Raw genomic sequence first — 26,156 nt, forward strand, 5'->3', positions numbered from 1 at the left:
GCCCCGGCAGCCGCACCCGTTTGGGTGACCGCAGCCGGCCCGGCAGCAGCACTGCCGGCGTCGCGCCCGTCCGGCTGTTGCGCCCTGCCGCCGTCCGGCAGCTGGGCGACGATGCGGCCATAGAGATCCGCAGGAGGCTCCGCCTCAACGCGGAAAGTCCTGGCGAGCGTCTCGCGGGCATGGCGGACCCGCTCCTGGAAGGCAAGCCGTTCCGAATCGGGAGCGGTGGAGAAGTAGTCCTCAATGGCCTGCCGCTCTCCAGCCGTCACAGCGTCCAGGGCATACAACTCTGCCAGGTCTACGGCGCGGCCGGTGGCGAGGTCCATGGGTATGGTCTCTCCGAAGGCACCGGAGCGGCCGGTGCTTCCATGGTTTGCGTCTGTCATCTCAACTCACCCCCAGACAGGTTTTCAATCGGATCAGTCCGTCCCGGATGCGGGACTTGATGGTGGGTACCGCTGCGTTCAACTGTTCCGCGACCTCCCGGTAGGTGAGGCCGCCGTAGTAGGCCAGGCGAACCGACTCCTGCTGCGTTTCCGTCAGCGTACCGAGGCAGCGGACAACCGCCTCGGCTTCAAGCCGGCTGCCCACTTCATCGGAAACTGAGTCGTGGTCGATGTCCTGGCTGCTGGCGCCGTATCTGGCCTCCCGGTCCGTGGCGGACTGCGCGGACCTTACTTTGTCCACGGCGCGCCGGTGCGAGATGGTCATCAGCCAGGAGAGCGGGCTGCCTGCCTGGGGATCAAACCGTGCCGCGCTCTGCCAGACCTGCAGGAACACTTCCTGCGTGGTGTCCTCGCTGAGCTCGGGATCGATCAGGACCCTGCGGGCCATGCCAAAGACCCGCCGCGACGTCAGCTGGTAGAACTCCGCGAAGGCTGCCTGGTCGCCCCGGGCGATTCCCTGCAGCAGCGCACCTAGGTGGTGGTTGAGGTCGGCCGGCGGGTCTGTGACCGCGGCGGAAGCCTCGGTATGTGGCGCATTGGGGGTTTCCATTACTACCAAGCATAAGTCTCCCGGCGGCGGATCCAGAGCAGTTTCGCTGTGCTGGAGTCCGCCTGTCCGGGGGCCCGTCCCTAGTAATGTCACCTGCCGCTCCTCGTTCCCGCCGGAATGTCCTCACGAGGGATTCGGGGCAGCGGCTGGGGTGGATGGGCGATACCGGGCGTTCATTTCAGGTTCGTGGACGCGGCCAGCGGCGGTGTCAGAGCCGGGCGCCCGCAAACCCCTGCTGCCGCCACGCCTCGTAGACGGCGATGGATGCGGCATTGGCGAGGTTGAGAGAGCGCAGGGCCGGGAGCATCGGCAGCCGCACCGTCGCAGTCACGTGGGGATCGGATTTCAGTTCCTGCGGAAGACCCACCGATTCCCGCCCGAACATCAGGACGTCGCCGGGTTGGTAGGAGATGTCCGTGTAGCTGGCCGTCCCGTCCGAGGTGAAGGCGTAGACGCGTTCCGGCTGCAGGTGCTGCCAGGCTTCCCCGATGCTCTTGTGCACGGTGACCACGGCGAGGTCGTGGTAGTCCAGTCCGGCCCGGCGCAGTTTGGCGTCCGAGAAGTCGAAACCGAGGGGTTCCACCAGATGCAGCTCCGCACCGGTGATGGCAGCCAGCCGGATGGCGTTTCCGGTGTTGCCGGGGATTTCAGGTTCATGGAAGAGGATGCGGAACACCTTCCAATCCTAGCCACAGCACCCGGCCCCGCCTTCCCGTGGCGGTTGCATGCCGTTCAGAGACGCCGTTCAGTGACGCCGTCCAGTGATACCGCTCAGTGCATGCCGCGGAGCAGCCGGGCCAGCACGGGAACATTGACCGTGTGCGGTGCCGGTCCGGAGGCGAGGAACTCCTTGATGCCCCGGACCATGCCTGCGGCATTGACGATCTGGACCGTCTCCAGGGCCCCGGCGGAGCGGCGGTGGTGGTCGATCACCGGTTCGTGCAGGTTCCCGCTCGGGCTGAGGACCACGGTCCAGCCGGTGACGTTGAGTTCCGGAAAAATATCCTGCATGGCCCGCACCATATGGGAGAGCCGGGGCGGGACGATGGTCCGCGCTCCATGGTTGAGCGTGTTGCCGTTCCAGGCGTAGGCACCCTTGGGCAGCAGCATGGAGTTGACCAGCGCAAGCCGGTAACCGGACAGGACGGCGTGGTCGATGTGGCTGTTGTCCGCGGGCGATTGCAGGCCGTTGATGAGCCGGGCCGCCGGGATGGCCGGCAGGACCTGCCGGGTCAGGAGCTGCACCGTGCGCATCTCCCGCTGGATCCTGGCCTCGGCGCCAAAGATCCCGCGCTTCCGGGGCATGCCGTGGACCTGTTGGCTCGCCTGGGCCAGGGGAATCAGCGGCACGTTTCCGGACGCCCCGCCATCGAACGGCGGGACGTAGACGGGAGGATCACCCGCCGTGTTCCGGGCACTGCCGGTCCGGTGGACGGTGGCTGACGCCCTGCTGCCTGCGGGCGGAGCGTCGAAGTGCGGTTCGTTGTCCGGGGTGCCGCGGACCGTGCCGGCCGCATAGGAACGGTCATACGCTTTGCGGCGCTGGGGGTCGATGAGTGTCTCGTACGCGGCAGTCACCCGGCGGAAGGCAGCCGGGTCACCGCCATGGTCAGGGTGTGCGGCACGGGCAGCACGGCGGTAGGCCAGCTTGATCTCTTTCTCGGTGGCGGTGACGGCCACCCGAAGGACCTGGTAGTGGGAGCTGCTGCTCTCGGTCAAGCACTCGTCCTTTTCGTTGTCGGCCTGCCCCGCCGGGCCGGGCCAGCCCAGTCTAGCCAGCATCGCGGCCGGCCCTGTTCACACAACGAGCGCCCGGGTCCGGCGGGTTCCCGGTCCTGCCGCAGTCTAGACTCGTGGGTGCACGGCCGGAGGGGACGTGCCGAAGCGGATATGGGGACAGCAGCGGGGTGGACATGGAAAAGCCGACGGCGGGACGGGCTGCGCGGGCGGGCCGGCCAGGGAAGGTGCTCGCGGCCGCGCTTGGTGCGGTTCTCCTCGCTGGCTGCAGCATCGGCGTCCCCGACCCGGCGGCCCCACAACCAGTTGGCAGCACCCCTGTCCTGGCGACTCCGACGATCACTCCGGGCCATGACGCAGAGGCCGTGGCCGCGCAGGACCTGCCCCTGGCTGCGGGACAGACCCTTGCCCGGGGCGTCCCGGTGGGCATATCCGATGGACTGGGTAAAGCTCCCGGCTGGAAACCGGTCAAGCAGAACGTGGCAGGGGAGAGCCAGTACCTCAAAACGGACGGCTGCCTGGTGGCTGCCAAAGTCCGGAATACCCAGGCGGTCCTGGCTAGGGCCGATGACCGTGATTCAACAGTGGCGCTGTTTGAATACCTGGATCCGACGATCCTGCCGGACCACTTGAAGACGGACACGCTGGGCTGGGGGGAGGGCCAGGACGGTCCCGTCCGCCGGGCGGAGGTCCTGGTCCTTGAACAGGCCGGACCGCCGGCCGGAAGAGCCGCCGTCGTCCTCGCACGGCTGTTCGCGACTGCGGGCTCTTCCGTGTATGTGTCCGTGTCATGCCCCGACGCCGCCGCTCTGGGCGCGGCCCGTGCCGACGTGTCCAGGTACCTGCCGCTCGTGCCGCCGTCGAACTAGCGTTTCGAGGAGATGCCGGCCAGCCGGGCCGCGGCCACGACTGAACGAAGCCGGGGCCGGAACATCACATTGGCTAGAATTGGAAGGTGCCCGTCTACCTCGACCACGCTGCCACCACCCCGATTGCGGCTGAGGCGCTGGCTGCCCTCACGCGCGAACTCGCCCGCACCGGGAACCCGTCATCCCTGCACGGTTCCGGACGCAGGGCGCGCCGCACCGTTGAGGACGCGCGCGAGACGGTAGCTGCTGCCGCCGGAGCCCATCCCTCCGAGGTGATATTTACCTCCGGCGGAACCGAATCGGACAACCTCGCCGTCAAGGGCCTCTACTGGTCCCGCCTGGCTGAAGACCCTGCGCGGCGGCGCATCCTGTGTTCCGCCGTCGAACACCATGCAGTCCTGGACACTGTCGAGTGGCTGGAACGGCACGAGGGCGCCGAGGTGGCGTGGCTGCCCGTTGACAGTGAAGGCGTCGTGGACCTGCAGGCCCTTGAAGCCGAGCTGGCCCGAGATCCCGGAACCGTCGCACTGGTGACAGTGATGTGGGCCAACAACGAGGTGGGCACCATCCAGCCCATTGCGCGGATCGTGGAACTGGCCCACGCTGCGGGCGTCCCGGTGCACTCAGACGCCGTGCAGGCCTTCGGTTCCCTGGCAGTTGACTTCAAGGCGTCCGGCCTCGATGCCATGTCCATCTCCGGCCACAAGATCGGCGGGCCGGTCGGCGTCGGCGCCCTCCTGCTCGGGCGTGCGGTCAAGCTCACACCGGTCCAGCACGGAGGCGGCCAGGAGCGGGATGTCCGTTCCGGAACCCTGGACACGGCCTCCATCGCGGCCTTCGCCGCTGCGGCCGGTGCCGCCACGGCAAACCTGGGCGGGGAGTCCGCCCGGATAGCAGCGCTGCGCGACCGCCTGATCGATGGCGTCCGGGAAAGGGTTCCGGACGCGGTCCTCCGGGGAGCGCCGGGCGCCGGCCGTCTCCCCGGCAACGCGCACTTCACGTTCCCGGGCTGCGAGGGTGACTCGCTGCTTTTCCTCCTGGACCTTGCCGGCGTCGAATCGTCCACCGGGTCGGCCTGCACTGCCGGCGTCCCGCGCCCCTCGCATGTGCTGCTGGCCATGGGCCTGGATGAGGAGACGGCGCGCGGGGCGCAGCGCTTCACCTTGGGCCACGCGTCCACCGAGGCCGATGTGGACGCCCTGCTGGCGGCCCTGCCGGACGCTTATGCCCGGGCGCGGCAGGCCGGCATGGCCGGGCATGAGTCCTCTATCCAGACAGCCGGCACCATCGCCAGGCAAGCTGCCAAGTAAAGCTGCGGACGCCCTGCGCGGCGGCGCGCTTTACACGAGGCCGTAGAATAGATAGGCGAACATCGTTTCCGGGAGCCTCCCCGGCAATCCACTTAACACCCTTCCGGCCCGTCCGCCCATCCCGGCCTCCGGCCAGATCCTTCCCCGACAGAAAGCCAGCATGCGAGTTCTAGCAGCCATGAGCGGCGGAGTAGACTCCGCCGTTGCCGCCGCCCGCGCCGTCGAGGCGGGGCACGACGTCGTCGGTGTCCACCTGGCGTTGTCCCGGATGCCCGGTACCCTGCGCACGGGCAGCCGGGGCTGCTGCACCATCGAGGATTCCCGCGACGCATGGCGCGCCTGCGACGTCCTCGGCATCCCCTACTACGTCTGGGACTTCTCCGAGCGGTTCAAGGAGGACGTGGTGCAGGACTTCATCGACGAATACGCTGCAGGCCGCACTCCCAACCCCTGCATGCGCTGCAACGAGCGGATCAAGTTCGCCGCGCTGCTGGAGAAGGCAATCGCACTGGGCTTCGACGCCGTCTGCACCGGCCACTATGCCAAGGTGATCGAGGACGCGGACGGGAACCGCGAACTGCACCGCGCCGCTGACTGGGCCAAGGACCAGAGCTACGTCCTCGGCGTCCTGACGCACGAGCAGCTCAAGCACTCCATGTTCCCCCTGGCCGATACCCCGTCGAAGGCCGAAGTCCGGGCCGAAGCCGAGCGCCGTGGCCTGTCGGTCGCCAACAAGCCGGACAGCCACGACATCTGCTTCATTCCCGACGGCGATACCGCAGGGTGGCTTGCGGAAAAAATCGAGATGACCGCCGGGGACATCGTGGATGAAACCGGTGCCAAAGTAGGCGAGCATCCCGGTGCCAATGCTTTCACCGTCGGCCAGCGCCGCGGCCTCAAGCTGGGCACGCCGGCGGCGGACGGAAAGCCCCGCTTTGTGCTCGAAATCCGTCCGAAGGAAAACAAAGTGGTGGTGGGCCCCCAGGACCTGCTGGCCATCGACGAGATCCGCGGCATCAAGGTGTCATGGGCAGGCCTGCCCATCACGGAGGTGGAGACCGGCGAGGCCTTCGACTGCCATGCCCAGGTCCGCGCCCACGGGGACCCTGTTCCGGCCACCGCGTGGATGGAGCAGGGCGACGACACTTCCGCAGGCCAGTTGGTAGTCCGGCTGACCGACCCGCTCCGCGGCGTGGCTCCCGGCCAGACCGTGGTCCTGTACCAGGGCACGCGTGTCCTCGGCCAGGCAACCATCGACGCCGCCCGGTCGCTTCAGCGCGCCGCCCTCTAGCGCAACCAGGCCAAAGCGCCGCCCCTGCACACGCAGGGGCGGCGCTTTTTGCTGCCCGATGGCAGACGCAGTCCGGGTCCGCAGGCACCCGCCAGCCGGATTTCGTGTCGTAACTCACACAATGAACCGTCCTGAGTGTTGACTCTCTGATTGAATCTACCCATCAGTAGCACCCTGCCTAAGCAAAGGCACCCCTGGTCGGCGGGGTGTGCTCATCGGACAGAAAGTTCACAGATGACAAAGAGCCCCAAAGCACTGCCCGGCGCCATCGCGCTCGCAGGCATCTCCGCCCTCGCCTTGACTGCCTGCACGGGCCCCTCAGGCGGCGGCGGATCCTCCACCGGCGGCACCGGCGGTGCAGACATCAGCTACGGCACAACAGACAAAGTCGTAACGCTCGACCCCGCCGGATCCTACGACGGCGGATCCTTCATGGTCATGAACCAGGTCTATCCGTTCCTGCTGAACTATGCCCCGGGGACCGCGGACGCCACGCCGGACATTGCCGAATCCGCCTCCTTTACCAGCCCCACCGAGTTCACCGTGAAGCTGAAGCCCGATCTCAAGTTCGCCAACGGGCACACCCTGGATTCGTCGGATGTCGTCTTCTCCTTCAACCGGGTCAAGAACATCAACGACCCCAACGGCCCCGCGTCCCTGCTGTCCAACATGACAAAAGTCGAGGCGACGGACGCCACCACTGTGGTCTTCACCCTTGAGGCCGGCAACGACCAGGTCTTCCCGGGCGTCCTTGCGTCCAATCCCGGTCCGATCGTGGACGAGGAAGTCTTCCCGGCCGACAAAATCCTGGACGACGACGCCATCGTCGCGGCAAAGCCCTTCGCAGGCCAGTACACGATCGAGAGCTACAAGAAGAACGAACTGGTCAGCTTCAAGCCCAACCCCGACTACCAGGGCCTGCTCGGCAAGGCCGCCAACAGCGGTGCGACCCTGAAGCACTACGCCGATCCGAACAACCTGAAGCTGGACGTCCAGCAGGGCAACATCGACGTTGCCGGCAGGATCCTCACTGCGACCGACGTCGCCGACCTCGAATCCGACAGCAACGTCAAGGTCCACAAGGGTCCCGGCGGTGAACTGCGGTACATCGTGTTCAACTTCGACACGATGCCCTTCGGAGCAAAGACACCCGACGCCGACCCCGCCAAGGCCCTCGCCGTCCGGCAGGCAGTCGCCCACCTCGTTGACCGGGAAGTGATTGCCTCCCAGGTCTTCAAGGACACCTACACTCCGGTCTACTCCTACGTTCCCAAGGAGTTCGAGGGCGCAGCCGAACCCTTGAAGAGCCTCTACGGGGACGGCAACGGCAAGCCCAGCCTGGATAAGGCCAGGAAGGTCCTGGCGGATGCGGGCGTCAACTCAGTGGTGGACCTCAAGCTGCAGTACACAGACAGGTACGGCACCTCCGCGGCAGATGAGTACGCCCTGGTCAAGGAGCAGTTGGAAAAGTCGGGGCTGTTCACGGTGGACCTCAAGTCCACGGAATGGACCACCTATACCAAGGAGCGCAGGGCCGACGCCTATCCGGCCTACCAGCTCGGCTGGTTCCCGGACTACTCCGACGCCGACAACTACCTCACCCCGTTCTTCATCCCGGGCAACTTCCTGGGCAACCACTACGAAAACGCTGCCGTGACCGACGTCGTGAAGAAGCAGCTGGTGACCACCGACAAGGCGGAACGGAGCAAACTGCTGGGCCAGGCGCAGGAAGCCATCGCCAAGGACCTGTCCACGCTGCCGCTGCTGCAGGGCGCCCAGGTGATGGTGGCCAGCACCAACGTGCAAGGCGTGGAGAAGACGCTCGACCCGTCCTTCAAGACCCGCCTCGGCGTGATGTCCAAGTAGGTCCACGCTGCCAATTCCGCCAAGAACCGCACACGGGGGCGGGGCGCCGCAAGGGCGTCCCGCCCCCGTGCCGGCCGGTGCGGGCGCGGCCCGCATCCGATGACCCCTGAGGTACCATGACCACTTTGATCGACGCGCCGCCAGGCGACGCTGACGGGCTGCTGCCGACAGCCAAGAAATTTTCCGGAGGTGGACTGGGGCAGTACATCCTGGTCCGTTTCCTGCTGATCTTTCCCACCATCTTCATCCTCGTCACCATGGTCTTCTTCCTGATGAGGATCACCGGCGACCCCATCACCGCAGCCATGGGCGGCAGGCTGCCCGCAGACCAACTCCAGGAACGTATCCAGGCCGCAGGCTACGACCGGCCGCTCCTGGTCCAGTACTTCGAGTACCTCGGGCAACTGGCGACCGGCAACTTCGGACGCACCCTGACCGACAACCGCGCCGTCGTCGAAATGCTTGCCACGTACGGGTCCGCCACCCTCGAACTGAGCATCAACGCGCTCCTTGTCGCCCTGCTGGCCGGCATCCCCCTCGGTATGGTGGCCGCGTCCCGCCGGGACAAGGCACCCGATGCGGTGCTCAGGATCTTCGCCATCCTCTGCTACGCCACTCCGGTGTTCTTCGCCGGGATGCTCCTGAAGCTCACCTTCTCGGTCTGGCTGGGCTGGCTGCCCGTGGCCGGAAGGGCGAAGACCTCCAGCGAGCTGGCCCTGACCTCGCTGGAAGCCCCTACCGGCATCTACTGGCTGGATGCCCTTCGCAGCGGCAACCTGGCCGCCTTCGGGGACGTCGCGGCCCATGCAGTCCTCCCCGCCCTGGCCCTCGGCCTGCTGACGGCAGGAATCTTCCTCCGCCTGGTCCGCACCAATGTGATTGGCACCCTGGGCCGGGACTACATCGAGGCAGGCAGGTCCCGCGGCGTCAGCGAGTACCGGCTGGTGACCAGGCACGCCTACAAACCCGCGCTGATCCCGATCATCACGGTGATGGGCCTGCAGATCGCCGTGATGCTGGGCGGTGCGGTGCTCACCGAGAAAACGTTCGAGTGGAAGGGGCTGGGGTTCCAGTTGGCCAATTACCTCACTGCACGTGACTTCGTTGCCGTGCAGGGCATCGTCGTGCTGCTGGCGATCATCGTGGCCGTGACCAACTTCATCGTGGACATCATCGCCGCGCTGATCGACCCCCGCGTGAGGTACTGACATGAGCGTTACCGACGTGCCTGTTCCCGTGGCCAATCCGCGGGCTCCGCTGTTCCGCCGGCTTCCGGTCGTCTCACACTTCGCGAGGAGCGTTGGGCTCCAGCGCGGCATGCTGGTGGCCGGGCTGGTCCTTACCGGCGCCTTCGTCCTGACCGCGGTGTTCGCGCCGCTGCTCGCGCCGTACGGCTTCTCCCAGTTGTCCGACGACGACGGCAACTTCCCCACGCAGCAGGCACCAGGCGGCAAACACCTCCTGGGCACGACGGTAGGCGGATACGACGTCCTGTCGCGGGTGATCTGGGGTGCGCAGACAGCAATCCTCGTCATCGTTGTGGCGGTCACCTTGTCCATCGTCGTCGGTGTGGCCCTTGGCCTGGTCAGCGGCTACCTCGGCGGTTGGCTCGACCGGATCCTGGTGGTCATCGCCGACGCCGTCTACGCCTTCCCGTCACTGCTCGTGGCCATCGTCATGGCCATTGTCATCAGCGGGGGGCAATCCAGCCTTACCGGTGGCATCTTCGCCGCGGGAACCGCGATCACCCTGGTTTTCATCCCGCAGTACTTCCGTGTCATCAGGGCTGAGACGGTACGGCTGAAGGCAGAACCCTTCGTCGAGTCAGCCAAGGTGGTCGGGGCCTCCAGCACCAGGATCATGGGCCGGCACATCTACCGGAACGCCACCCGGACACTGCCACTGATCTTTACCCTGAATGCGTCCGAGGCAATCCTGACCCTTGCCGGACTCGGTTTCCTCGGATTCGGCATCGAGCCCAGTTCGGCAGCAGAGTGGGGGTTCGACCTCAACAAGGCGCTCGCCGACACCACCTCCGGAATCTGGTGGACCGGACTGTTCCCCGGACTGGCGATCGTGCTGACCGTGGTAGGCCTCACGCTCGTGGGGGAAAGCATCAATGACCTGAACGATCCGCGCCTCCGCGGACGCAAAGCCGCAGGAGCCAAGGGCGGACGTGGGCCCGCGGCCCCGGCGCAGGCTGCCATCGACGTGGAAGTGAGGGGATCATGAGCACTGACCCTGGTTCGGTATCAGACCGGCCGGAACGGAACGGACGGCCCGTCCTCGGCATTGGCAACCTTCGGGTCACCTTTGCCACCGACGGCGGTGACGTCCACGCGGTGAAGGATGTCACCCTGGACGTCCAGGCAGGGGAGGTGCTGGCCATCGTGGGCGAATCGGGTTCAGGCAAGACCGTGACCGCCAAAACCATCCTTGGCCTGCTGCCGGAAACAGCCACCAGCTCCGGAACCGTGCTGATCAACGGCGCCGACGTCATCAGCGTCGGCGCCGAGCGGCTCCGTCAGATCCGTGGACGCGACGTGGCCATGGTGTTCCAGGAGCCCTCGACCGCCCTGAACCCCGTCTTCACCGTGGGCTGGCAGATCGCGGAAGGAATCCGTGCGCACGCCGGGACAAGCGGCGGAAAACGGGTGTCCGCCAAGGACGCCAAAGCCCGTGCGGTGGAGGCGCTGCGCAAAGTGGGCATACCCGACCCCGAACGCCGCGTAAATTACTACCCGCACCAGTTCTCCGGCGGGCAGAAGCAACGGGTGGTCATCGCCGCTGCACTGGCCCTGAATCCCGGACTGATCGTCGCGGACGAGCCCACCACTGCACTGGACGTCACCGTGCAGGCGGAAATCCTGGAACTGCTCCGGGACCTTCGCGACACATACGGCACGTCCATTGTCCTGATCACGCACAACATGGGTGTGGTGGCAGACCTCGCGGACCGGGTAATCGTGATGCACCAGGGCGGCATCGTCGAGGAAGCGCCGGTGCGGAAGCTTTTTGCGGAACCCCGGCAGGACTACACCCGCAAGCTGCTTGCCGCGGTGCCGCACCTGGGGCACAACTCGGCCTCCGCAGGCCTCACAGAACGTCCCCGCCAGGGCGCGGAGGTCCTGGTTGCTGCAGAAAACCTGGCCATCGAATATGCCGGCAGGCTCGGCACCCCGGCGTTCAAGGCGGTGGACGGCGTCAGCTTCACGCTGTCCAAGGGCGAAGTCTTCGGGCTGGTCGGGGAGTCAGGATCGGGAAAGACCACTATCGGCCGCGCCATCGCCGGGCTCAACCGGGCCACGGGCGGGAGCCTGAAAGTGCTGGGCTACGAGTTGCTGGACTTCCGGGAGCGCACCTTCAAACCACTCCGGAAAGACATCGGATTTGTTTTCCAGGACCCGGCGGCATCCTTCAACCCGCAACTCACCATCGGGGAATGCATCGCCGAGCCCCTGGTCATCCACACCCGGTTCGGTCCTGCGCAGGCGCGAAAGCGCGTCGGCGAGCTGCTCGAATCAGTGCAGCTGCCGGCGTCGTACACGGCCCGCTACCCGCACGAGCTGTCCGGCGGCCAGCGGCAGCGGGCATCCCTGGCGCGGGCACTGAGCCTGAACCCCCGTCTGCTGATCGCCGACGAGCCGACGTCGGCCCTCGACGTTTCAGTCCAGGCCAAGGTCCTTGACCTGTTCAAGGAGATCCAGCAGGAGTTCGGTTTCGCCTGCCTCTTCATCAGCCATGACCTTGCGGTGGTGGACAGCCTCGCCTCATGGATAGGCGTGCTGTACAGGGGCCGGCTGGTGGAACAGGGGATTGGCAGCCAGGTCATGGGCAGTCCCCGGCACGACTACACCAGGCGCCTGATCGCCTCCCTTCCGGTGCCCGACCCGGACGAACAGGAACGACGCCGGGAACAGCACCGGGCGCTGCTGGGCATTTAAGCGGTTGCCCGGAGTGTGGGACCGGGGCCGGGGTGCTGCCCGGCGCCGGTCCTTAACACCCGGTCGATCGCGCCGCCTGCCCATAGACTGGGAGCATGACGCAGCAGAACATCCCAACCCCGGATTCCGACGATTACGACCCCGCCGCCAGCTCCCTGGCCGGCCAGGTGGACAACTCGGTGATGGCTGAACTGCTGTCCATCCGCTCCAGCATCGACAACATCGACGCCACCCTGGTGTACCTCCTGGCCGAACGGTTCAAGGCCACGCAGAAGGTGGGTTTCCTGAAGGCCGCCCACCGCCTCCCGGCAGGGGATCCGGGGCGCGAGACGGCCCAGATCGCACGGCTCCGCCGGCTCGCCGAGGACGCCCACCTGGACCCGGCGTTCGCCGAAAAGTTCCTGAACTTCATCATCGGCGAAGTCATCCGCCACCATGAGGCCATCGCGGAGGACCACCAGGCGGCGTCGGCCTCCGGCCAGCATCCGCAGGCTTCAGCACTGGCGTGACAGTGGGGGAACGGCATGAACCTGGTGCAGGCCCTGAAACGCCGGCTGTTGCCGGGCAGGCCCCGCCGTCGGAAGTGACCGCCACCGCCCTGGGCCCATGGCCAGGCGACGATCCCCTGGAAGCGGCGCGGGCCATCCGTGGTGAACTCGGCAGCCCGCACCTGCCCTTCCTCGCCGAACTGCCCGCCCGTGGTATCGGCTCCGACGCGCTTGGGCGGACCGCTTCCTTCCTGGAGGAACTGGCTGTTGACGTCCAGCCCTATGGCTGGCGCCTCGTAGACCGGCCGGGCAAGGACTTCCGCCGGGCGGCCTCGGCGCTCGCGACGGACATCAACGTCCTCGCCGACGTCGCCGGAACCGAGGAGAGCTCCGCGGCAGAGATCAAGGTCCAACTGGTAGGTCCCCTCAGCCTGGCCGCCGGGCTGCATCTGCACAACGGCGAGCGCGCACTCATCGATTACGGTGCCCGGCGGGACCTGGCCGGATCCCTTGCCGCCGGGGTCGGAAACTACCTGGCCAAGGTGTCAGCAGCCGTGCCCGGCGCGCGGCTGGTCGTGCAGCTCGACGAACCCGATATCGCCGCTGTGCTGGCAGGTACCATCCCCACCGTCAGCGGCTACCGCACGCTGCGGGCCGTGGCAGGCTCGGAAGCGCGGGAATCGTGGCGGACCGTCATAGATGCGCTCCGTGCCGCGGGCGCCGGGGAAGTGGTAGTGTCCGTTCCCGCCATCGAAGCGCCCGTGGACCGGATCCTGGCCGCCGGAGCGGACGGCATCGCGGTACCGCTCAAACCCCTCACGTCCCGCCAGTGGGAGCAGCTGGCCGGGGCCGTTGAAGCCGGGAAGAGGTTGTGGGCCGGTGCCCTGGACGTGGACGCAGGAACACCACCCAAGGTGTCCGACGTCGTCGAATCCGTGTGGCGACCCTGGCGGCAGCTGGGCCTTCCGGCCTCCTCCCTGCACACCATCCGGGTCACGCCATCGGCGGGGCTTGCGGGGATGACTCCCGCGCAGGCAACCGCTGCCCTTGGGAGACTCACGCGGTTGGCCGACGGCCTGAACCAGCTCGCATTGGGCTAGGTGTATCCGGGTCCCGGTCCAGCCCCGTGTCAGACCCGGTTCTCCCACCGGTCCGGCTGGGCGTAGCGGGGGAGGAAACTCCGTGCTCCGCTGCCCCCGGTATAGGCGCGGAGACGGTAGTCGAAACTTCCGGCGTACACCAGGACCAGTCCGATCTGGGGCTGGATTACCTTGACCTGGATGCGGTGCCGGCCGCCCGGGCCTTCGGCTGGATCCCACCACTGCTCGGCATACGCCTTCGCGTCGAGGGGGCCCGGCAGGGGGAGGCGCAGCGGGCCCAGGAAGAGCCGGGAGGCTTCGGAAACTCCCCGCAGCCGTCCACCGGCGGTGACGCTGAGGTTCAGGTCGGTCACCATGCGCCGGTGGCGGCCCACGTAGTCCACGAGCTGCGGCCGGCCGCCGCGCCGGGTGACGCTGGTGGTGTCCTGGAACAGGCGGGTCCGGGCCGGGAACCGGATTTCCCGCCGGGCGGTGAGACTGGACCTGCCGAACGGGTCCTGGTGGGCGTGGTTCTCGATCCGGAAGGGAACGTTTTCGCCGTATTCAGGGAAGAACGCTTCCTCCCCGCTGGTGAGCCGCAGCAGGGGCCGCAGCCACTCCTGCCGGCAGCCGACGACGTCGAACGTGCCCTCGCCCACGCCGTACTGGCCTGAGCCGGGCACCAGTGAAAAGTAGTCCTGCAGTTCAGGTTGCAGCCGGTCAAAGTCTGCCCCCAGCACCTGCTGGTAGATGGGCGTGTTCATCATGTTCCTCCTGCCGGGAAAGACAGCGCTCGCCTCACAATCTACCGGCCGCCTTGAGCCTGATATACATGTCGGCGAGTCGCGGCGGCAGCTGATGGGGCTCGGCGTCCACCACCTCAACGCCGTACCGGCGCAGCTCGGCGCTGACCGCGGCGCGCTGCAGGAGAGCACGTTCGGCGGCGGCGGCCCGGAATACGGCTGCGGCATTCCCGCGGTCCCGCAGCATGGCGCCCAGTTGCGGATCGCGGACTGCAGCCACCACCACCACATGGTCGTGGGCGAGCCGGGCGGCGGCGGGAAGCAACCCTTCTTCGGGGGCTCCGGCGTCGAGCGAGGTCAGCAGGACCACCAGGGAGCGGTGTGCCGTGACGGCGCGGACCTGCGCCGGGACGGCCGGCCAGTCCATTTCAATGAGTTCGGGTTCCAGCGGGGCCATTGCCTGGACAAGCTGGCCCAGCAGATTGCCCTGCACCGCGGAGCCGGCCCGGGCACGGGTGCGCCGGTCGAACGCCACGAAGTCCACCCTGTCGCCACCACGCTCAGCGAGCACGCCGAGCAGGAGGGACGCTTCCATTCCGGTATCGAGCCGGGTTTCGTCTTCGATGCGCGCCGCCGAGGTTCGTGACGTGTCGAGGACCATCACCACGCGGCGGTCGCGTTCGGGCCGCCACGTGCGGACCACGACGGCGGACCGGCGGGCGGTTGCCCGCCAGTCGATGGAGCGCACGTCATCACCCCTGACGTAGTCCCGGAGCGAGTCGAACTCCGTTCCCGCGCCGCGGATCTGCACAGCCGCCTTGCCATCAAGCTCCCGCAGCTTCCGCAGCTTGGACGGCAGGTGCCGGCGGGAGTTGAACGGCGGCAGGACGCGCAGCGCACCCCGGCAGCCGACAGTCCGCTGTCGGGCAGCGAGCCCCAGCGGTCCAAAAGCGCGCAGGGTAACGTGCGCGGACTTAAGGTCTCCCCGCCTGGCCGGCCGGAGCCGCACGGTAATGCGCCTGCTTTCATGGGCGGGAACATCGATGTCCTGGACCGGATTGCGCGCACCGGCTGAAGGCTGCCACCCGTCCCGGAGGGAGCCGTGCAGGCGCCGACTGCCGTCATTGCTGACAGTGAGCCTGGACTCCGCTGTTCCGTTCAGGGCGACGTTGGACGGTTCGGACCGCGCTACCCGGACGTGCTTCAGCGAGCCTGCCAGCATGAGGTCGGCTGCGGCGAGGACGGCCGGCACGGCGGCTGTTGCGAGTACTGTGCCCCAGCCGGGCAGCAGCAGGACCGGCACCAGGCCCAGCAGCACCAGTAGGACAAAACGCCCGGAGACGGCCATCAGCGTGGAACGGGAACGGATGCCAGGATGCTGCCCAGCACGTCGTCCACCCGGACGCCGTCCATCTGCGCCTCAGGCTGCAGCGCAACCCGGTGCCTCAGGCATGGCAAAGCAAGCGACTTGACGTCGTCCGGGGTGACAAAAGCCCTTCCGGACAGCCACGCCCAGGCCCGGGACGTATTCAGCAGTGCCGTCGCTCCGCGCGGGGAAACGCCGAGCAGGAAAGAAGGCGCCGTGCGCGTGGCGCGGACCAGGTCCACGATGTAGCCGATGATTTCCTGCCCGACGGCGACGCCGGTCACCGCCCGCCGTGCCCGCTCAAGGTCCGCGGCGTCCGCCACCGCGCGGACGCCCGCCGCCGCGAGGTCCCGGGGATCGAAGCCTGCGGCATGGCGCCGGATGACCTCCATCTCGTCCGTGCGCTCCGGCAGCGGCATGGTGAGCTTCAGCAGGAACCGGTCCAGCTGGGCTTCCGGCAGGGGGTACGTCCCTTCGTATTCCACCGGGTTCTGTGTTGCCGCCACCAGGAACGGGGACGGAAGGGGCCGGGATACCCCGTCCACGGAGACCTGCCGTTCTTCCATGGCCTCCAACAGTGAAGCCTGGGTCTTGGGCGGTGTGCGGTTGATTTCGTCGGCCAGCAGGAGGTTGGTGAACACCGGCCCCTCACGGAAGCTGAATTCCGCGGTGTGCGAGTCGTACACCAGCGAACCCGTCACGTCGCCGGGCATGAGGTCGGGCGTGAACTGCACCCGCTTGGTGTCGAGGTCCAGCGCCGCGGAGAGGGCCCGCACCAGCAAGGTCTTGGCCACGCCAGGCACACCCTCGAGCAGCACATGCCCGTGCGACAGCAGGGCGATCAGCATGCCCGTGACCGTGGCGTCCTGCCCTACCACCGCCTTTGCCACTTCATTGCGGACAGCCAGGAGGGCCTGCCGGGCGGAGTCGTGCGCCAACGGATCCATGACTTTCTGACCACTGCCGTATCCACTCATCGGCCACTGACCTCTTTCTCCAGATTGTTCAGTTCCTGCGCCCAGGCTACGAGCCGGGATTCGCTGCCGGGGCGTTCGTTGAGAAGTTCACGGACCCCGGTTGCCGGCCTGCCTGCCGCCAGCGCCGCCGCGTCGATGACGGTGTCCGCGCCGCTTCCCGGTCCCAGCCGAAGTTTCGCAGCGAGCCGTACCAGCGTCCCGGCCCGCAGGTTGTCCCGGGCCTGGTCCAGGGCGTGGGCATCGTGGTACATCCGGGCCCGTCCCTCTGCCGTCTCCACTGCTTTGACCACAACCGGCAGCGGTTCGAACACGAGGGGTCCCAGGCGCCGGCCGCGCCAGGCGATGGCTGCCAGGGCGACGACGAGGAGCCAGGGGCCGAGGAAGCGCACCCAGTCCGGGGCCAACTCCTCCAGCGTCGCGGGGGAGCCGGAGTCCTCCAGGTCGGCCACCGAGGGCAGGTACCAGACCAGGTCCTGGGAACTGCCGAGGGTCCGAAGGGCCAGGGCGGCGTTGCCCTGCTCGTCCAGCAGGCCGTTGCCCAGAACGGCGGTGCTGCCCAGGACAAACAGGCGCCCGTCCAGGCTGACGGAAAGCAGCCCGGCGGAACTGCCGCCAGGCCGGTAGCAGGACACGCCGCCGTCGTACACAAAACCCTCCGCGCCGGAAATCTCCCCTGCGGCCTGGGCATCGGGAAGGGGGCACCCCGGGGCCAGCAGGGGGGCGGCATCCGGCACCACGCCTGCCTGGCGGATGCTGCCGTCCAGGGCGGTCAGCGTTTCCAGCCGCGGCGTGACCAGCACAAGCCGCTCCGCGGCTGCCGCGAGCTCGAGGAGCCTGGGTTCGTCCAGGAAGCCGTACCGGTCGTACAGCAGCAGCGTGGGGGAGGGACCTGCGTCCAGGGCCGCGCGCGCGGCCTCGAAGGTGTCGGCCTCGTGCACGTTGACTCCGTGCCTGGCCAGAATCCGGGTGACCGCCCGGGCGCCTTCCGGCCCTGCATTTCCGGCTGACAGGGGGGTGTCGTTGCCCTTGGGCGCGAGCTGGTTCCAAACCACCAGGCACATCGCTGCCACCACAATCGCGGCCAAACCTGCCAGAGCCCGGTGCCGGCGGATCCATGGACGCCAAACCCGCTGGGGCGAGGTCCGGGGACCGGTGTCCTGCGGGGAGGTGTCCTGCGGGGCGGGGCCGGTACCGGCGCCGGTGCGGACATCCGTCATGGCAGGACGCCCCGTTCAGCGGCGGGGGAACGTTCAGGCCGGCTTGCCTCCAGCGCGGAGTCCAGGCCCGCCATGTCCCGGTAGTCCGCTTTGCCTGCCGCCACATTTCCGTAGCGGACGGCGTCGAACGTCCTCGCTGCCGCTCCCAGCCGCACTGCCTCCGTGCGGAACGGCACAGCCAGGTCCCGGGCCACCTCATCTGCCGTGCGGCCCGGCTGCGGATCCAGGATGGTGCGGGCCTCGGCGGAGCTGACCAAGGCACGGAAACGGTCGACGACGGCGTCCCCCCAGTTTTCCAGCGCGGCGGCGGCTTCAGCGCGCGCCCGGTAGTCGGCAGGGCCCAGAACGGTGCCCGCTTCGAATACCTCCCCGCTCTTCCGTGCCGAAGGATTCAGCCGGGGCCTGGCAAGGATCACCGCGATGGCGATGATGACGGCGATCACGATGCCGATGACGGAACCCGGGACGGCCCCGGCAGGCTGGGCCGGTCCGTCGAGTGACGAGAGCCAGTCGAGGAAGTCTTCCCAAAGGGCCTGCAGCCAGGACGGGGCGGCATCGCGGTACTCGGCCTTGGCCAGTTCCTCGGCAGCCCACCGCCGGGCTTCTTCTGCCCCCGGCTGCACCGGCGGTTCAGCGGGCATCGGTTCAGCGGTCATTCGGTTCAGCAGCCATTCGGTTCAGCGGCCCTATAGTTCACTGGCCATACGGCCAGGATCGGGTGTCCCGCCCGTGCCCCCCGGGACCCGGCAGGCCTGGCGCGCCGCGGCCCGGGACGCCGTCGGGGTCTGCGTCTGACTCCATCAGCCGGAGGAGGACGATGTCCAGCCCGTCCTTCCGCATCCGCAAATCCATATACAGCAGGGCCATCACGGATGTCTGGAAGGCGTAGCCGAGGGCCCCCACCAAGGCCCCCAACACGGCAGTGACCACTCCGACCGCCACGGCGGCAGCCGCCTGTTCGCTGCTGCCGGCAGGGGAAGCGACCGCGCCGAGGAAGCTTGTCAGGAAGCTGACCGGGATCATGACCACCTGGCTGGCGATTCCCACCATAATGCTGACCACCAGTGCGATGCCCAGGATCCGCCACCAGTTGGCACGGGTGAGGTCCCAGGACCGCCGGAGGCCGGCGACTGCGCCCAACTCCTCGATGACCACGGCGGCCGGGGCAACCATCAGCTTGATGCCAATCCAGATGAACAGCGCAAAAAAGCCCAAAACGGCCGGGATCAGCAGGAGGGCGCCGGTGCCTTCCATGCTGGATACCAGGACGAACGCCAGGCCGGCCAGGACCCCGAAACCAAGCAGGCCGCCCCCCAACAGGAGCAGCGCCACGCGGACCAGGGCGCCCGCCCGGGAACGCGACAACGCCCACATCATGCGGAAACCGGTCTTCCGGTTGAGGATCGAACGTGCCACAGGGACCACCATGGCGCCCTGTAGGACGGCGGAGATGAACATCGTCAGGAAAGCGACCACCATAACGGCGGCCAGGATGCCGACGCCGAGTGAGGCGATTTCCGCCGGGCTGGCGCTTTCAGCCCACGCTTCAATGGACCCGGCGGATGTTGTGGTCATGGCGGTGATGACCGCGGCGAGGATGGCGCCGAGTGATTGCGCCAGCAGCGCGGCGCCGAGCATGGCCTTCGCATTCCTCCGGATAGCCTGGAAGGAGCCGTCCAGGATCTCCCCGAACATCAGGGGGCGGAGCGGAACAATGCCCGGTTTCGGAGGCGCCACATAGCGTGGCTGGTTGTAGGGGCTGCCGTGCGGCGCGCCCGAATACGGCCCACCCGGATACGGCGCACCCGGATATGGTGTCCCGTACGGGGAACCCGTGCCGGAGGGAGGAGGTCCCCAATGCGGCTGGTGCCCCTGCTGCGGCCACCCCGGTTGGCCCCACGGCTGCTGCCCCGGCCACTGGTTCTGCCCCGGTTGCTGCTGCCCCGGCCATTGCGGACCCGGATCCTGTGGTGCCACCGCGTTCCTTCCCCCGTTTGAAATCCGTGCACTGCCCGCGGCGCCCGGCCCGGACACCGGAGGGCGCCGGGAAGGTACGGCATGTCCCAGACTATAGTTCCGGCGTCGGCCGTCCTAGTGCCCCGCCATGCCGAACGCCGCTGAACAGGACAAAGTCAACCTGATAAGGGAATATATAACTATGAAGGCACGCATTCTGGTTGTTGATGATGACGAAGCGCTGGCCGAAATGATTGGAATTGTTCTTCGCAACGACGGCTTCGAGCCGGTCTTCTGCGCCGATGGGGCCCAGGCGCTTGACGTATTCCGGTCATCCAGGCCGGACCTTGTACTGCTGGACCTCATGCTTCCCGGCGTGGACGGCATCGAAGTCTGCCGGCAGATCCGCTCGGAGTCCGACGTGCCCATCGTCATGCTGACTGCGAAGTCTGATACCTCGGACGTCGTCCGCGGACTGGAATCCGGCGCCGACGACTACGTGCCCAAGCCCTTCAAGCCTGCCGAACTGGTGGCCCGCGTCCGCGCCCGCCTCCGGCCCGGCGACCAGAAGGCACCCGAAACGCTGCGGATTGCAGACATCACCATCGACGTCGCAGGACACACGGTGAGCCGGGGCAGCGAACGGATTTCCCTGACCCCGCTCGAGTTCGACCTCCTGGTCGCCCTTGCGCGCAAGCCGTGGCAGGTTTTCACCCGCGAATTGCTGCTGGAGCAGGTCTGGGGTTACCGCCACGCCGCGGACACGCGCCTTGTGAACGTCCATGTCCAGCGCCTGCGGTCCAAGATCGAGCAGGACCCGGAAGCCCCGGAAGTCGTATTGACGGTGCGTGGTGTCGGCTACAAAGCAGGGACCTGAACCCGCCGCGGAACATCCTGATGCGCTGACACCCCGTTTTCGGCGCCTGGCGTTCCGTGGCCGGATCTGGCAGCGCCGTGCACTGATCGTCAGCCTCCGCGTGGCGCGGCTGGTTCGAATGGGGTTCCGCAGGTTCCTGCCTGCCCTGAAGTACCTGGGCCGGGCCGTCCAGCGGCGCTGGCGCCGCTCCCTGCAGTTCCGGACGGTCCTGACCACCCTGCTGCTGGCCGTCACCTCGTTCGCGGTAGTCGGCGCCTACCTTTCGCACCAGATTGCCAACAACCTGTTCCAGGAGCGCCTGACGCAGGCGGAGTCGGAGACCCGCTACAACGTCAAACAGGTCCAGGACACGTTCGACGGCGCACAGGTCACCGACCAGTCATCCGTCATCACCCTGGTCTACGACACCCTGAACGCTGTGGAAGGACGCGGCTCCGTCATCCAGCGCCGCTACGTTTTCGAGGCCATGCCGGAACAAACCAAGCCGCGCAACCGGTGGGTTGAATCGCGCGCCTCGGACCAGCTGACCGTCAGCGTCATTCCGCCCGAACTCCGCAAAGCCGTCCAGGAGTCGGGCAAGGACCAGTACTGGGCCTCCACCGTGATTCCCGTGGGCACGGAGGACAGGCCAGGCATCGCCGTCGGCAACAAGGTCACCTTCAACGGCACCGTGTACGAGCTCTATCTGATCTATGACCTGAACACAGCCCAACAGACACTGGACGAAATCCAGAGCGTGCTCTGGGCCGGCGGCGCCGTGCTGGTGCTGCTCATCGGCGCCGTGGCCTGGTACGTCACCCGGAACGTTGTCAGCCCGGTCAGCCACGCGGCCATGGTGTCTGAAAAACTCGCCGCCGGCCAACTGCAGGAGCGGATGGTGGTCCGGGGCGAGGACGAGGTTGCCCGCCTGGGCGCATCGTTCAACCACATGGCGGCGAGCCTCCAGGAGCAGATCACCCAGCTCGCCACCCTTTCGCAGATGCAGCAGCGCTTCGTCTCCGACGTCTCCCACGAGCTGCGGACACCGCTCACCACGGTGCGGATGGCCGCGGAGGTCCTCTACGACGCCCGTGACGAATTCGACCCTATTAACAAACGTTCCGCGGAACTGCTGTACAACCAGGTGGAACGGTTCCAGTCCCTACTGTCCGACCTCCTCGAAATCTCGCGCTTCGACGCCGGCGTGGCGGTGCTGGACGCCGAACCTGAAGACATCCTGCAGGTCATAGCACACGTGATTGAAGGCGCCGCCCCGGTGGCTGCCGAATACGGATCCGAGATCATCCTCAGCGCTCCCGAGGGCGCCATTGTCGTGGAGATGGACGCCCGGCGGATCGACCGGATCCTGCGGAACCTGATCCTCAACGCCGTTGAACACGGCGAGGGCAAGCCCGTGAGGGTAACCGTGGCAGCCAGCCGGACCGCCGTCGGTGTCAGCGTCCGCGACCATGGCATCGGCATGGAACCCGCGGAAGCCGCCCGCGTCTTCGACCGGTTCTGGCGTGCCGACCCCGCCCGCGCCCGCACCACGGGCGGCAGCGGCCTGGGCCTGTCCATCGCCATGGAGGACACCAAGCTGCACAACGGCTGGCTGCAGGCGTGGGGAAGGAAAGGCAGCGGTGCCAACTTCCGGCTCACCTTGCCGCTGCGCCAAGGGGAGGAGATCGACGATTCACCGGTCCAGCTTGAACCGGACGATGCCATGACCGCCAACGAACCGCGGAATATCCCCGGCGAACCGGACAACCGCAGCGTACTCGTCCTCGAAACCGGCGCGGCACGGCTGGCTCCCGTGCCGGCACCGAAGGAGACCCCATGACCGGCCGCCCGCGCCTGGCGGGGGCCGCGGCTTTCGCCCTTGCCCTGCTGCTGGTCCTTGCCGGCTGCGCACGGATCCCCACTTCCGGGCCCGTGGGGAAGAGCAGTGAAGGCAGCGCCGGGAACCTCAGCGCCCCGGTGTTCCTCCCTGCTGCCCCGCAGGTTGGTGCGTCCCCGGAAACCATCATCGACTACTTCTACCGGGCCGGCAGTGGTTATGAGGACGACTACGCAGTCGCCCGCCAATATCTGACACAGGCGTCGTCAGTGTCGTGGAAACCGGACCAGCGCGCCCTGGTTTACCGGGAGGCGCGGGTCGTGGCTACCGAGACCGAAAACATCTACAACTACGAACTCGACGTCGCCTACACGGTGGACGCCGATGGCATCGCCACCCAGTCCCCTGAAGGGACAGTTGAGAAGATCCCGGTGACCGTCACCCAGGTGGACGGCGAGTGGCGTATCTCCGACATCCCGGACGGGACGGCGATCGCCGAGGAAACGTTCAAGGTCATCTACGGGGCGTACCCCATCTACTTCTACGACCCCACCTTCACTTTCGCCGTCCCCGATGTCCGCTGGTTCATCCGCAACAAGACCGTCAAGGCGATGACCAGTGCCCTGCTCGCCGGGCCGGCACCCTACCTGCGGGGTGCCGTGGCGAGTGCCTTCCCGTCCGGCATCAAGCTGGCGCGCGAATCCGTCCCCGTGGTGTCCGGCGCCGCGCAGGTGGACCTGACCGCCAAGGAACTGATGGAAACCTCGCCGGAGGACCGGCTGCGCATGCAGATGCAGCTGACCCTGACCTTCCGCAGCCAGCCTGATGTTGTCAACGTCGAACTGCGGGCCAACCAGGACCTGGTGCGTGTCGAGGACGACGGTTCCGTGCTGCCGCCCGTGCAGGACAAGAGCGTCCCGTCCCGGCAGATTGCCATCAGCGGCAACGAACTGGTGAGGTACGAAAACAACAGGGTTTCCCCGCTGCCGGACATGCAGCCGGTCTCTGCCTTGAACCCCCGGTTCCCGGCAGAGTCGCCGGTTTCCCAGACAGCGGCGTTCCTCAACGAGGGCAGGACCACGCTCTACAGCATCATGCCAGGGCAGCCTGCCCGCGCCCTGACGACCCGCAGCACACTGAGCCGTCCGTCGTTCGGGCTCAACGAGTGGGTGTGGACTGCCGGACCGGGCGGGAATGGCGAAACGGAGGTCGTGGCCTTCCGCCCTGCCGGTGTGGCCGAGGGTGCGGCGGTCCCGTCCGTCACACTGGCTCCAGCATGGCTGGCCGGGCGGACGGTGAAAGAGTTCAGGATTTCCCGTGAGGGCGTCCGTGCGCTGGTAATTTCCGAACAGAACGGCAAGACCCGGGTACAGGTGGCCGGTGTCATCAGGGGCGGTGACGGCACGCCGCGGGAACTCACCGCGCCTGTCACCCTGGCCACTGACAGTAATCCGGACCAGGGCGTGTGGGTCAGTGACACCACCGTGGCGGTGATGAAGGGTTCCCCGTCCACCAACGTCACGCCGGAACTGTTGTCCCTGACGTCGGGGCAGCCACAGCAGCTCGCCCCGTGGCCCGGGCTGGTGACCCTCAGCGCCGGCAACGGCGCGGAGGAGGTCTACGGGCAGTCAGCGGAGGGTATCTTCCAGCGGCTCGGCAACGGGTGGTCCCCGCAGATCAAGGGCCCGATCGACCCGTCTTTCCCCGGCTAGGCCGTCTCCTGCCCCGAGCAGTCTCCAAGGCATCCACCCGCCAATTTCCACATAGGGCGCCCGGGGCCTGCCGGCGGGGTCCCTCACGGCCGAGGATGGAAGGATGGACCCCAGAGCCGCCGCGCCGGCCGCGCGCGGAAACGCCTGGACAGACCCGGACCTCAACCCGCCGGCGTCCCACCCTGGCCGGCACCGGAACCACTACCACAGCCGGTTTTTGCGGCTCGCTGACCTGCTGGGTGGTGCCCTCGCCGACCTCCTCGCCCTTGTCGTCCCGGTGGACTGTGTGTGCTGCCGGGCCGAGGACCGGGCGCTCTGCGCCGCCTGCAGCCGGAGGATCAGGCACCTCACCAGGAACCCGTTCAGGGCAGAGAGCGGCGCGCCTGCCCTGATGGACATCAGCGGAGCGGTCCTGCTGCCGGTGGCCGCAGCCGGCGTCTACCGGGATGAGCTGGCCCAGGCGCTGTTGTCCTTCAAACGGTACGGTCAGCACCAGCTCAAAGGCACCCTTGGACGGGCATTGGCCGGCGCCGTCACGGCTGCATCGGGGGCCGGCCGGGATGTCTGCCTTGTCCCCGTCCCCACCAGTTCCGCGGCCTACCTTGCCCGGGGGTTCAGCCCGGTCCATCTCCTCCTCGCGGAGGCCTCGCGGCAACTGCCAGGAGCCCGGACCGCCGACGTCCTGGTCAAGACCGGGCAGCCGGCAATCCGGCTGCCGGGCGGGCAGAAGGGGCTCGGCCGGGGAGCCCGCGCCGTGCGGGTCCGGGGTTCCATGCGGGTGCGGAAACGTGCCGTGAAGCGGCTGGCGGGGCGGCGCTGCCTGATTGTGGATGACGTCCTGACCACCGGTGCGACCCTCGCCGAGGCCGCCCGTGCACTGCACCGGGCGGGGGCAGTTGTCACCGGAGCCGTGGTCTTGGCGGCGACACGCCCGCCCGTCACGGGAGGCAGTGGCGACCCGTCCCCGGCGGGCCTGGGAAGCAACCGTGTCTTAGAAAAAAATAAACCGGGAAAGGATGAATAACCGGTGTCTATGAACTAACGTCGGTGGTGGGTACCAAGAACAGAGGGTACCTTTCGATGGCGGCTCGGAGAGGGGCTCGACTGTCAAGCAGCTGGGCCCCGGGAAGTGCCGCCGTCGTGTCACCGAAGTCATTTGGAGGGCACCATGGAGTTTATGATCAGCGGCCGAAATCTGACAGTTTCAGACCGGTTCCGCGAATATGCCGGGGAGAAGATTTCAAAGATCGAATCGCTTGGGGATAAGGTCCAGCGGGTCGATGCCAAGGTCTCCAAGGAGACCAACGCCCGGCAGACAGGCGATCAGCTGACCGTCGAGGTGACAGTACTGGGCCGCGGACCTGTGATCCGTGCTGAAGCCAGCGCCGCCGACAAATTCGCTGCGTTCGACCTCGCCTACAACAAACTGCTTGAGCGCCTCCGCCGTGCCAAGGACCGGAAGAAGGTCCATCACGGGCGCCACACTCCCAAGGCAGTCCGTGAAGCAACTGCCACCCTCGAACCCGCAAGCGCCCACGAGCCGCTGTACGTCGAGGCAAGCCACCGGAACGAAGCTGCGGCCGCCCCCGCCGACAAGTCACCGTACGATGTGGACAATGACATCCCCGCCGGCGATTCTCCCGTTTTGATCCGGCGCAAGGTCTTTCCTGCCGCGTCCCTCTCCCTTGACGACGCAGTCGACAACATGGAACTCGTGGGCCACGACTTCTACCTCTTCGTGGACAAAGCGACCAACACGCCGTCGGTTGTCTACCGGCGCCGCGGCTGGACATACGGCGTGATCACCCTGGACCACGAATGCGAACCAGGGGACACAGTGATCGAAGAAAAAGTCCTCGCCTACCGTTCGGACGACGCCCCTGCCAACGCCTGAGGTGGGCAGTCCCCACCC

At 67.4% G+C, this 26,156-nt stretch carries 24 protein-coding genes; 14 read left to right on the forward strand and 10 right to left on the reverse strand.

The features are described 5' to 3' along the window. The 4 genes from ACYQ1Z_RS04125 to ACYQ1Z_RS04140 all read right to left on the reverse strand — a co-directional run. Positions 1-386: RskA family anti-sigma factor (locus ACYQ1Z_RS04125; protein ID WP_459791239.1), on the reverse strand; the 386-nt coding region annotated here is incomplete at its 3' end. A 1-nt stretch (position 387) separates the two neighbouring features. Next, entirely contained in the window at positions 388-996 is a 609-nt protein-coding gene (locus ACYQ1Z_RS04130; RefSeq protein ID WP_459791240.1) for a sigma-70 family RNA polymerase sigma factor, read from the reverse strand. A gap of 208 nt (positions 997-1,204) precedes the next feature. After that, positions 1,205-1,672 carry a tRNA (cytidine(34)-2'-O)-methyltransferase gene (locus ACYQ1Z_RS04135; RefSeq protein WP_459791241.1) on the reverse strand — a complete coding sequence of 156 codons (468 nt, stop codon included), beginning with the start codon at positions 1,670-1,672 and terminating at the stop codon, positions 1,205-1,207. A gap of 95 nt (positions 1,673-1,767) precedes the next feature. Further along, positions 1,768-2,715, reverse strand: a complete 948-nt coding sequence (locus ACYQ1Z_RS04140) for a J domain-containing protein (protein WP_459791242.1) — start codon at positions 2,713-2,715, stop codon at positions 1,768-1,770. Between the two features lie 194 nt (positions 2,716-2,909). On the opposite strand from ACYQ1Z_RS04140, the gene ACYQ1Z_RS04145 reads away from it, so the two are divergent. The 9 genes from ACYQ1Z_RS04145 to ACYQ1Z_RS04185 all read left to right on the forward strand — a co-directional run bounded on the left by ACYQ1Z_RS04145 (position 2,910) and on the right by ACYQ1Z_RS04185 (position 13,601). Then, positions 2,910-3,602 (forward strand): hypothetical protein, encoded by a 693-nt coding sequence (locus ACYQ1Z_RS04145; protein ID WP_459791243.1) that lies wholly within the window; start codon positions 2,910-2,912, stop codon positions 3,600-3,602. A gap of 86 nt (positions 3,603-3,688) precedes the next feature. Beyond that, positions 3,689-4,912 (forward strand): cysteine desulfurase family protein, encoded by a 1,224-nt coding sequence (locus ACYQ1Z_RS04150; protein ID WP_459791244.1) that lies wholly within the window; start codon positions 3,689-3,691, stop codon positions 4,910-4,912. A gap of 160 nt (positions 4,913-5,072) precedes the next feature. Next, positions 5,073-6,203 carry a tRNA 2-thiouridine(34) synthase MnmA gene (gene mnmA / locus ACYQ1Z_RS04155; RefSeq protein WP_459791245.1) on the forward strand — a complete coding sequence of 377 codons (1,131 nt, stop codon included), beginning with the start codon at positions 5,073-5,075 and terminating at the stop codon, positions 6,201-6,203. 234 nt (positions 6,204-6,437) lie between these two features. Continuing rightward, entirely contained in the window at positions 6,438-8,069 is a 1,632-nt protein-coding gene (locus ACYQ1Z_RS04160) for an ABC transporter substrate-binding protein (RefSeq protein ID WP_459791246.1), read from the forward strand. A 116-nt stretch (positions 8,070-8,185) separates the two neighbouring features. Then, positions 8,186-9,277: an ABC transporter permease gene (locus ACYQ1Z_RS04165; RefSeq protein WP_459791247.1), complete on the forward strand. Its 1,092-nt coding sequence runs from the start codon at positions 8,186-8,188 to the stop codon at positions 9,275-9,277. Position 9,278: 1 nt separating this feature from the next. Continuing rightward, positions 9,279-10,301 (forward strand): ABC transporter permease, encoded by a 1,023-nt coding sequence (locus tag ACYQ1Z_RS04170; protein WP_459791248.1) that lies wholly within the window; start codon positions 9,279-9,281, stop codon positions 10,299-10,301. Beyond that, positions 10,298-12,013, forward strand: a complete 1,716-nt coding sequence (locus tag ACYQ1Z_RS04175) for an ABC transporter ATP-binding protein (RefSeq protein WP_459791249.1) — start codon at positions 10,298-10,300, stop codon at positions 12,011-12,013. Before ACYQ1Z_RS04170 ends, ACYQ1Z_RS04175 begins: the two co-directional genes overlap by 4 nt. 95 nt (positions 12,014-12,108) lie before the next feature. After that, positions 12,109-12,522: a chorismate mutase gene (locus tag ACYQ1Z_RS04180; RefSeq protein ID WP_459791250.1), complete on the forward strand. Its 414-nt coding sequence runs from the start codon at positions 12,109-12,111 to the stop codon at positions 12,520-12,522. Between the two features lie 74 nt (positions 12,523-12,596). Next, on the forward strand, positions 12,597-13,601 hold the full coding sequence (locus ACYQ1Z_RS04185) for a uroporphyrinogen decarboxylase/cobalamine-independent methonine synthase family protein (RefSeq protein WP_459791370.1): 1,005 nt from the start codon (positions 12,597-12,599) through the stop codon (positions 13,599-13,601). Between the two features lie 29 nt (positions 13,602-13,630). Here the strand turns inward: ACYQ1Z_RS04185 and ACYQ1Z_RS04190 are convergent, their stop codons facing one another. Genes ACYQ1Z_RS04190 through ACYQ1Z_RS04215 form a run of 6 tightly spaced genes read right to left on the reverse strand, consistent with a single transcriptional unit; the run spans position 13,631 to position 19,620 of the window. After that, positions 13,631-14,344 carry a DUF4166 domain-containing protein gene (locus tag ACYQ1Z_RS04190; protein WP_459791251.1) on the reverse strand — a complete coding sequence of 238 codons (714 nt, stop codon included), beginning with the start codon at positions 14,342-14,344 and terminating at the stop codon, positions 13,631-13,633. Positions 14,345-14,378: 34 nt separating this feature from the next. Beyond that, positions 14,379-15,671, reverse strand: coding sequence for a DUF58 domain-containing protein (locus tag ACYQ1Z_RS04195; protein ID WP_459791252.1), 1,293 nt, complete (start codon positions 15,669-15,671; stop codon positions 14,379-14,381). Further along, entirely contained in the window at positions 15,671-16,666 is a 996-nt protein-coding gene (locus ACYQ1Z_RS04200; protein WP_459791253.1) for an AAA family ATPase, read from the reverse strand. The genes ACYQ1Z_RS04195 and ACYQ1Z_RS04200 overlap by 1 nt, the downstream gene beginning before the upstream one ends. Further along, the gene (locus ACYQ1Z_RS04205) at positions 16,663-17,883 is read right to left on the reverse strand and encodes a DUF4350 domain-containing protein (protein ID WP_459791254.1); all 1,221 of its coding nucleotides are present in this window, start codon (positions 17,881-17,883) and stop codon (positions 16,663-16,665) included. Before ACYQ1Z_RS04205 ends, ACYQ1Z_RS04200 begins: the two co-directional genes overlap by 4 nt. Beyond that, positions 17,880-18,539, reverse strand: coding sequence for a DUF4129 domain-containing protein (locus tag ACYQ1Z_RS04210; RefSeq protein WP_459791255.1), 660 nt, complete (start codon positions 18,537-18,539; stop codon positions 17,880-17,882). Before ACYQ1Z_RS04210 ends, ACYQ1Z_RS04205 begins: the two co-directional genes overlap by 4 nt. Before the next feature lie 37 nt (positions 18,540-18,576). After that, positions 18,577-19,620 (reverse strand): DUF7847 domain-containing protein, encoded by a 1,044-nt coding sequence (locus ACYQ1Z_RS04215; protein ID WP_459791256.1) that lies wholly within the window; start codon positions 19,618-19,620, stop codon positions 18,577-18,579. Positions 19,621-20,041: 421 nt separating this feature from the next. Between ACYQ1Z_RS04215 and mtrA the strand changes: the two genes are divergently transcribed. From mtrA to hpf, 5 genes are all read left to right on the forward strand, one after another. After that, positions 20,042-20,716 (forward strand): MtrAB system response regulator MtrA, encoded by a 675-nt coding sequence (gene mtrA / locus ACYQ1Z_RS04220; RefSeq protein ID WP_459791257.1) that lies wholly within the window; start codon positions 20,042-20,044, stop codon positions 20,714-20,716. Then, positions 20,691-22,535: an MtrAB system histidine kinase MtrB gene (gene mtrB, locus ACYQ1Z_RS04225; RefSeq protein WP_459791258.1), complete on the forward strand. Its 1,845-nt coding sequence runs from the start codon at positions 20,691-20,693 to the stop codon at positions 22,533-22,535. The genes mtrA and mtrB overlap by 26 nt, the downstream gene beginning before the upstream one ends. Next, entirely contained in the window at positions 22,532-24,244 is a 1,713-nt protein-coding gene (locus ACYQ1Z_RS04230; RefSeq protein WP_459791259.1) for an LpqB family beta-propeller domain-containing protein, read from the forward strand. Before mtrB ends, ACYQ1Z_RS04230 begins: the two co-directional genes overlap by 4 nt. A 103-nt stretch (positions 24,245-24,347) precedes the next feature. After that, a complete protein-coding gene (locus tag ACYQ1Z_RS04235) occupies positions 24,348-25,268 on the forward strand; it encodes a ComF family protein (RefSeq protein ID WP_459791260.1) in 921 nt (306 codons plus the stop codon). Between the two features lie 144 nt (positions 25,269-25,412). Continuing rightward, positions 25,413-26,138: a ribosome hibernation-promoting factor, HPF/YfiA family gene (gene hpf / locus ACYQ1Z_RS04240; RefSeq protein WP_459791261.1), complete on the forward strand. Its 726-nt coding sequence runs from the start codon at positions 25,413-25,415 to the stop codon at positions 26,136-26,138. Positions 26,139-26,156 lie beyond the last annotated feature (18 nt).

This window comes from Arthrobacter sp. AD-310, from assembly GCF_054656615.1.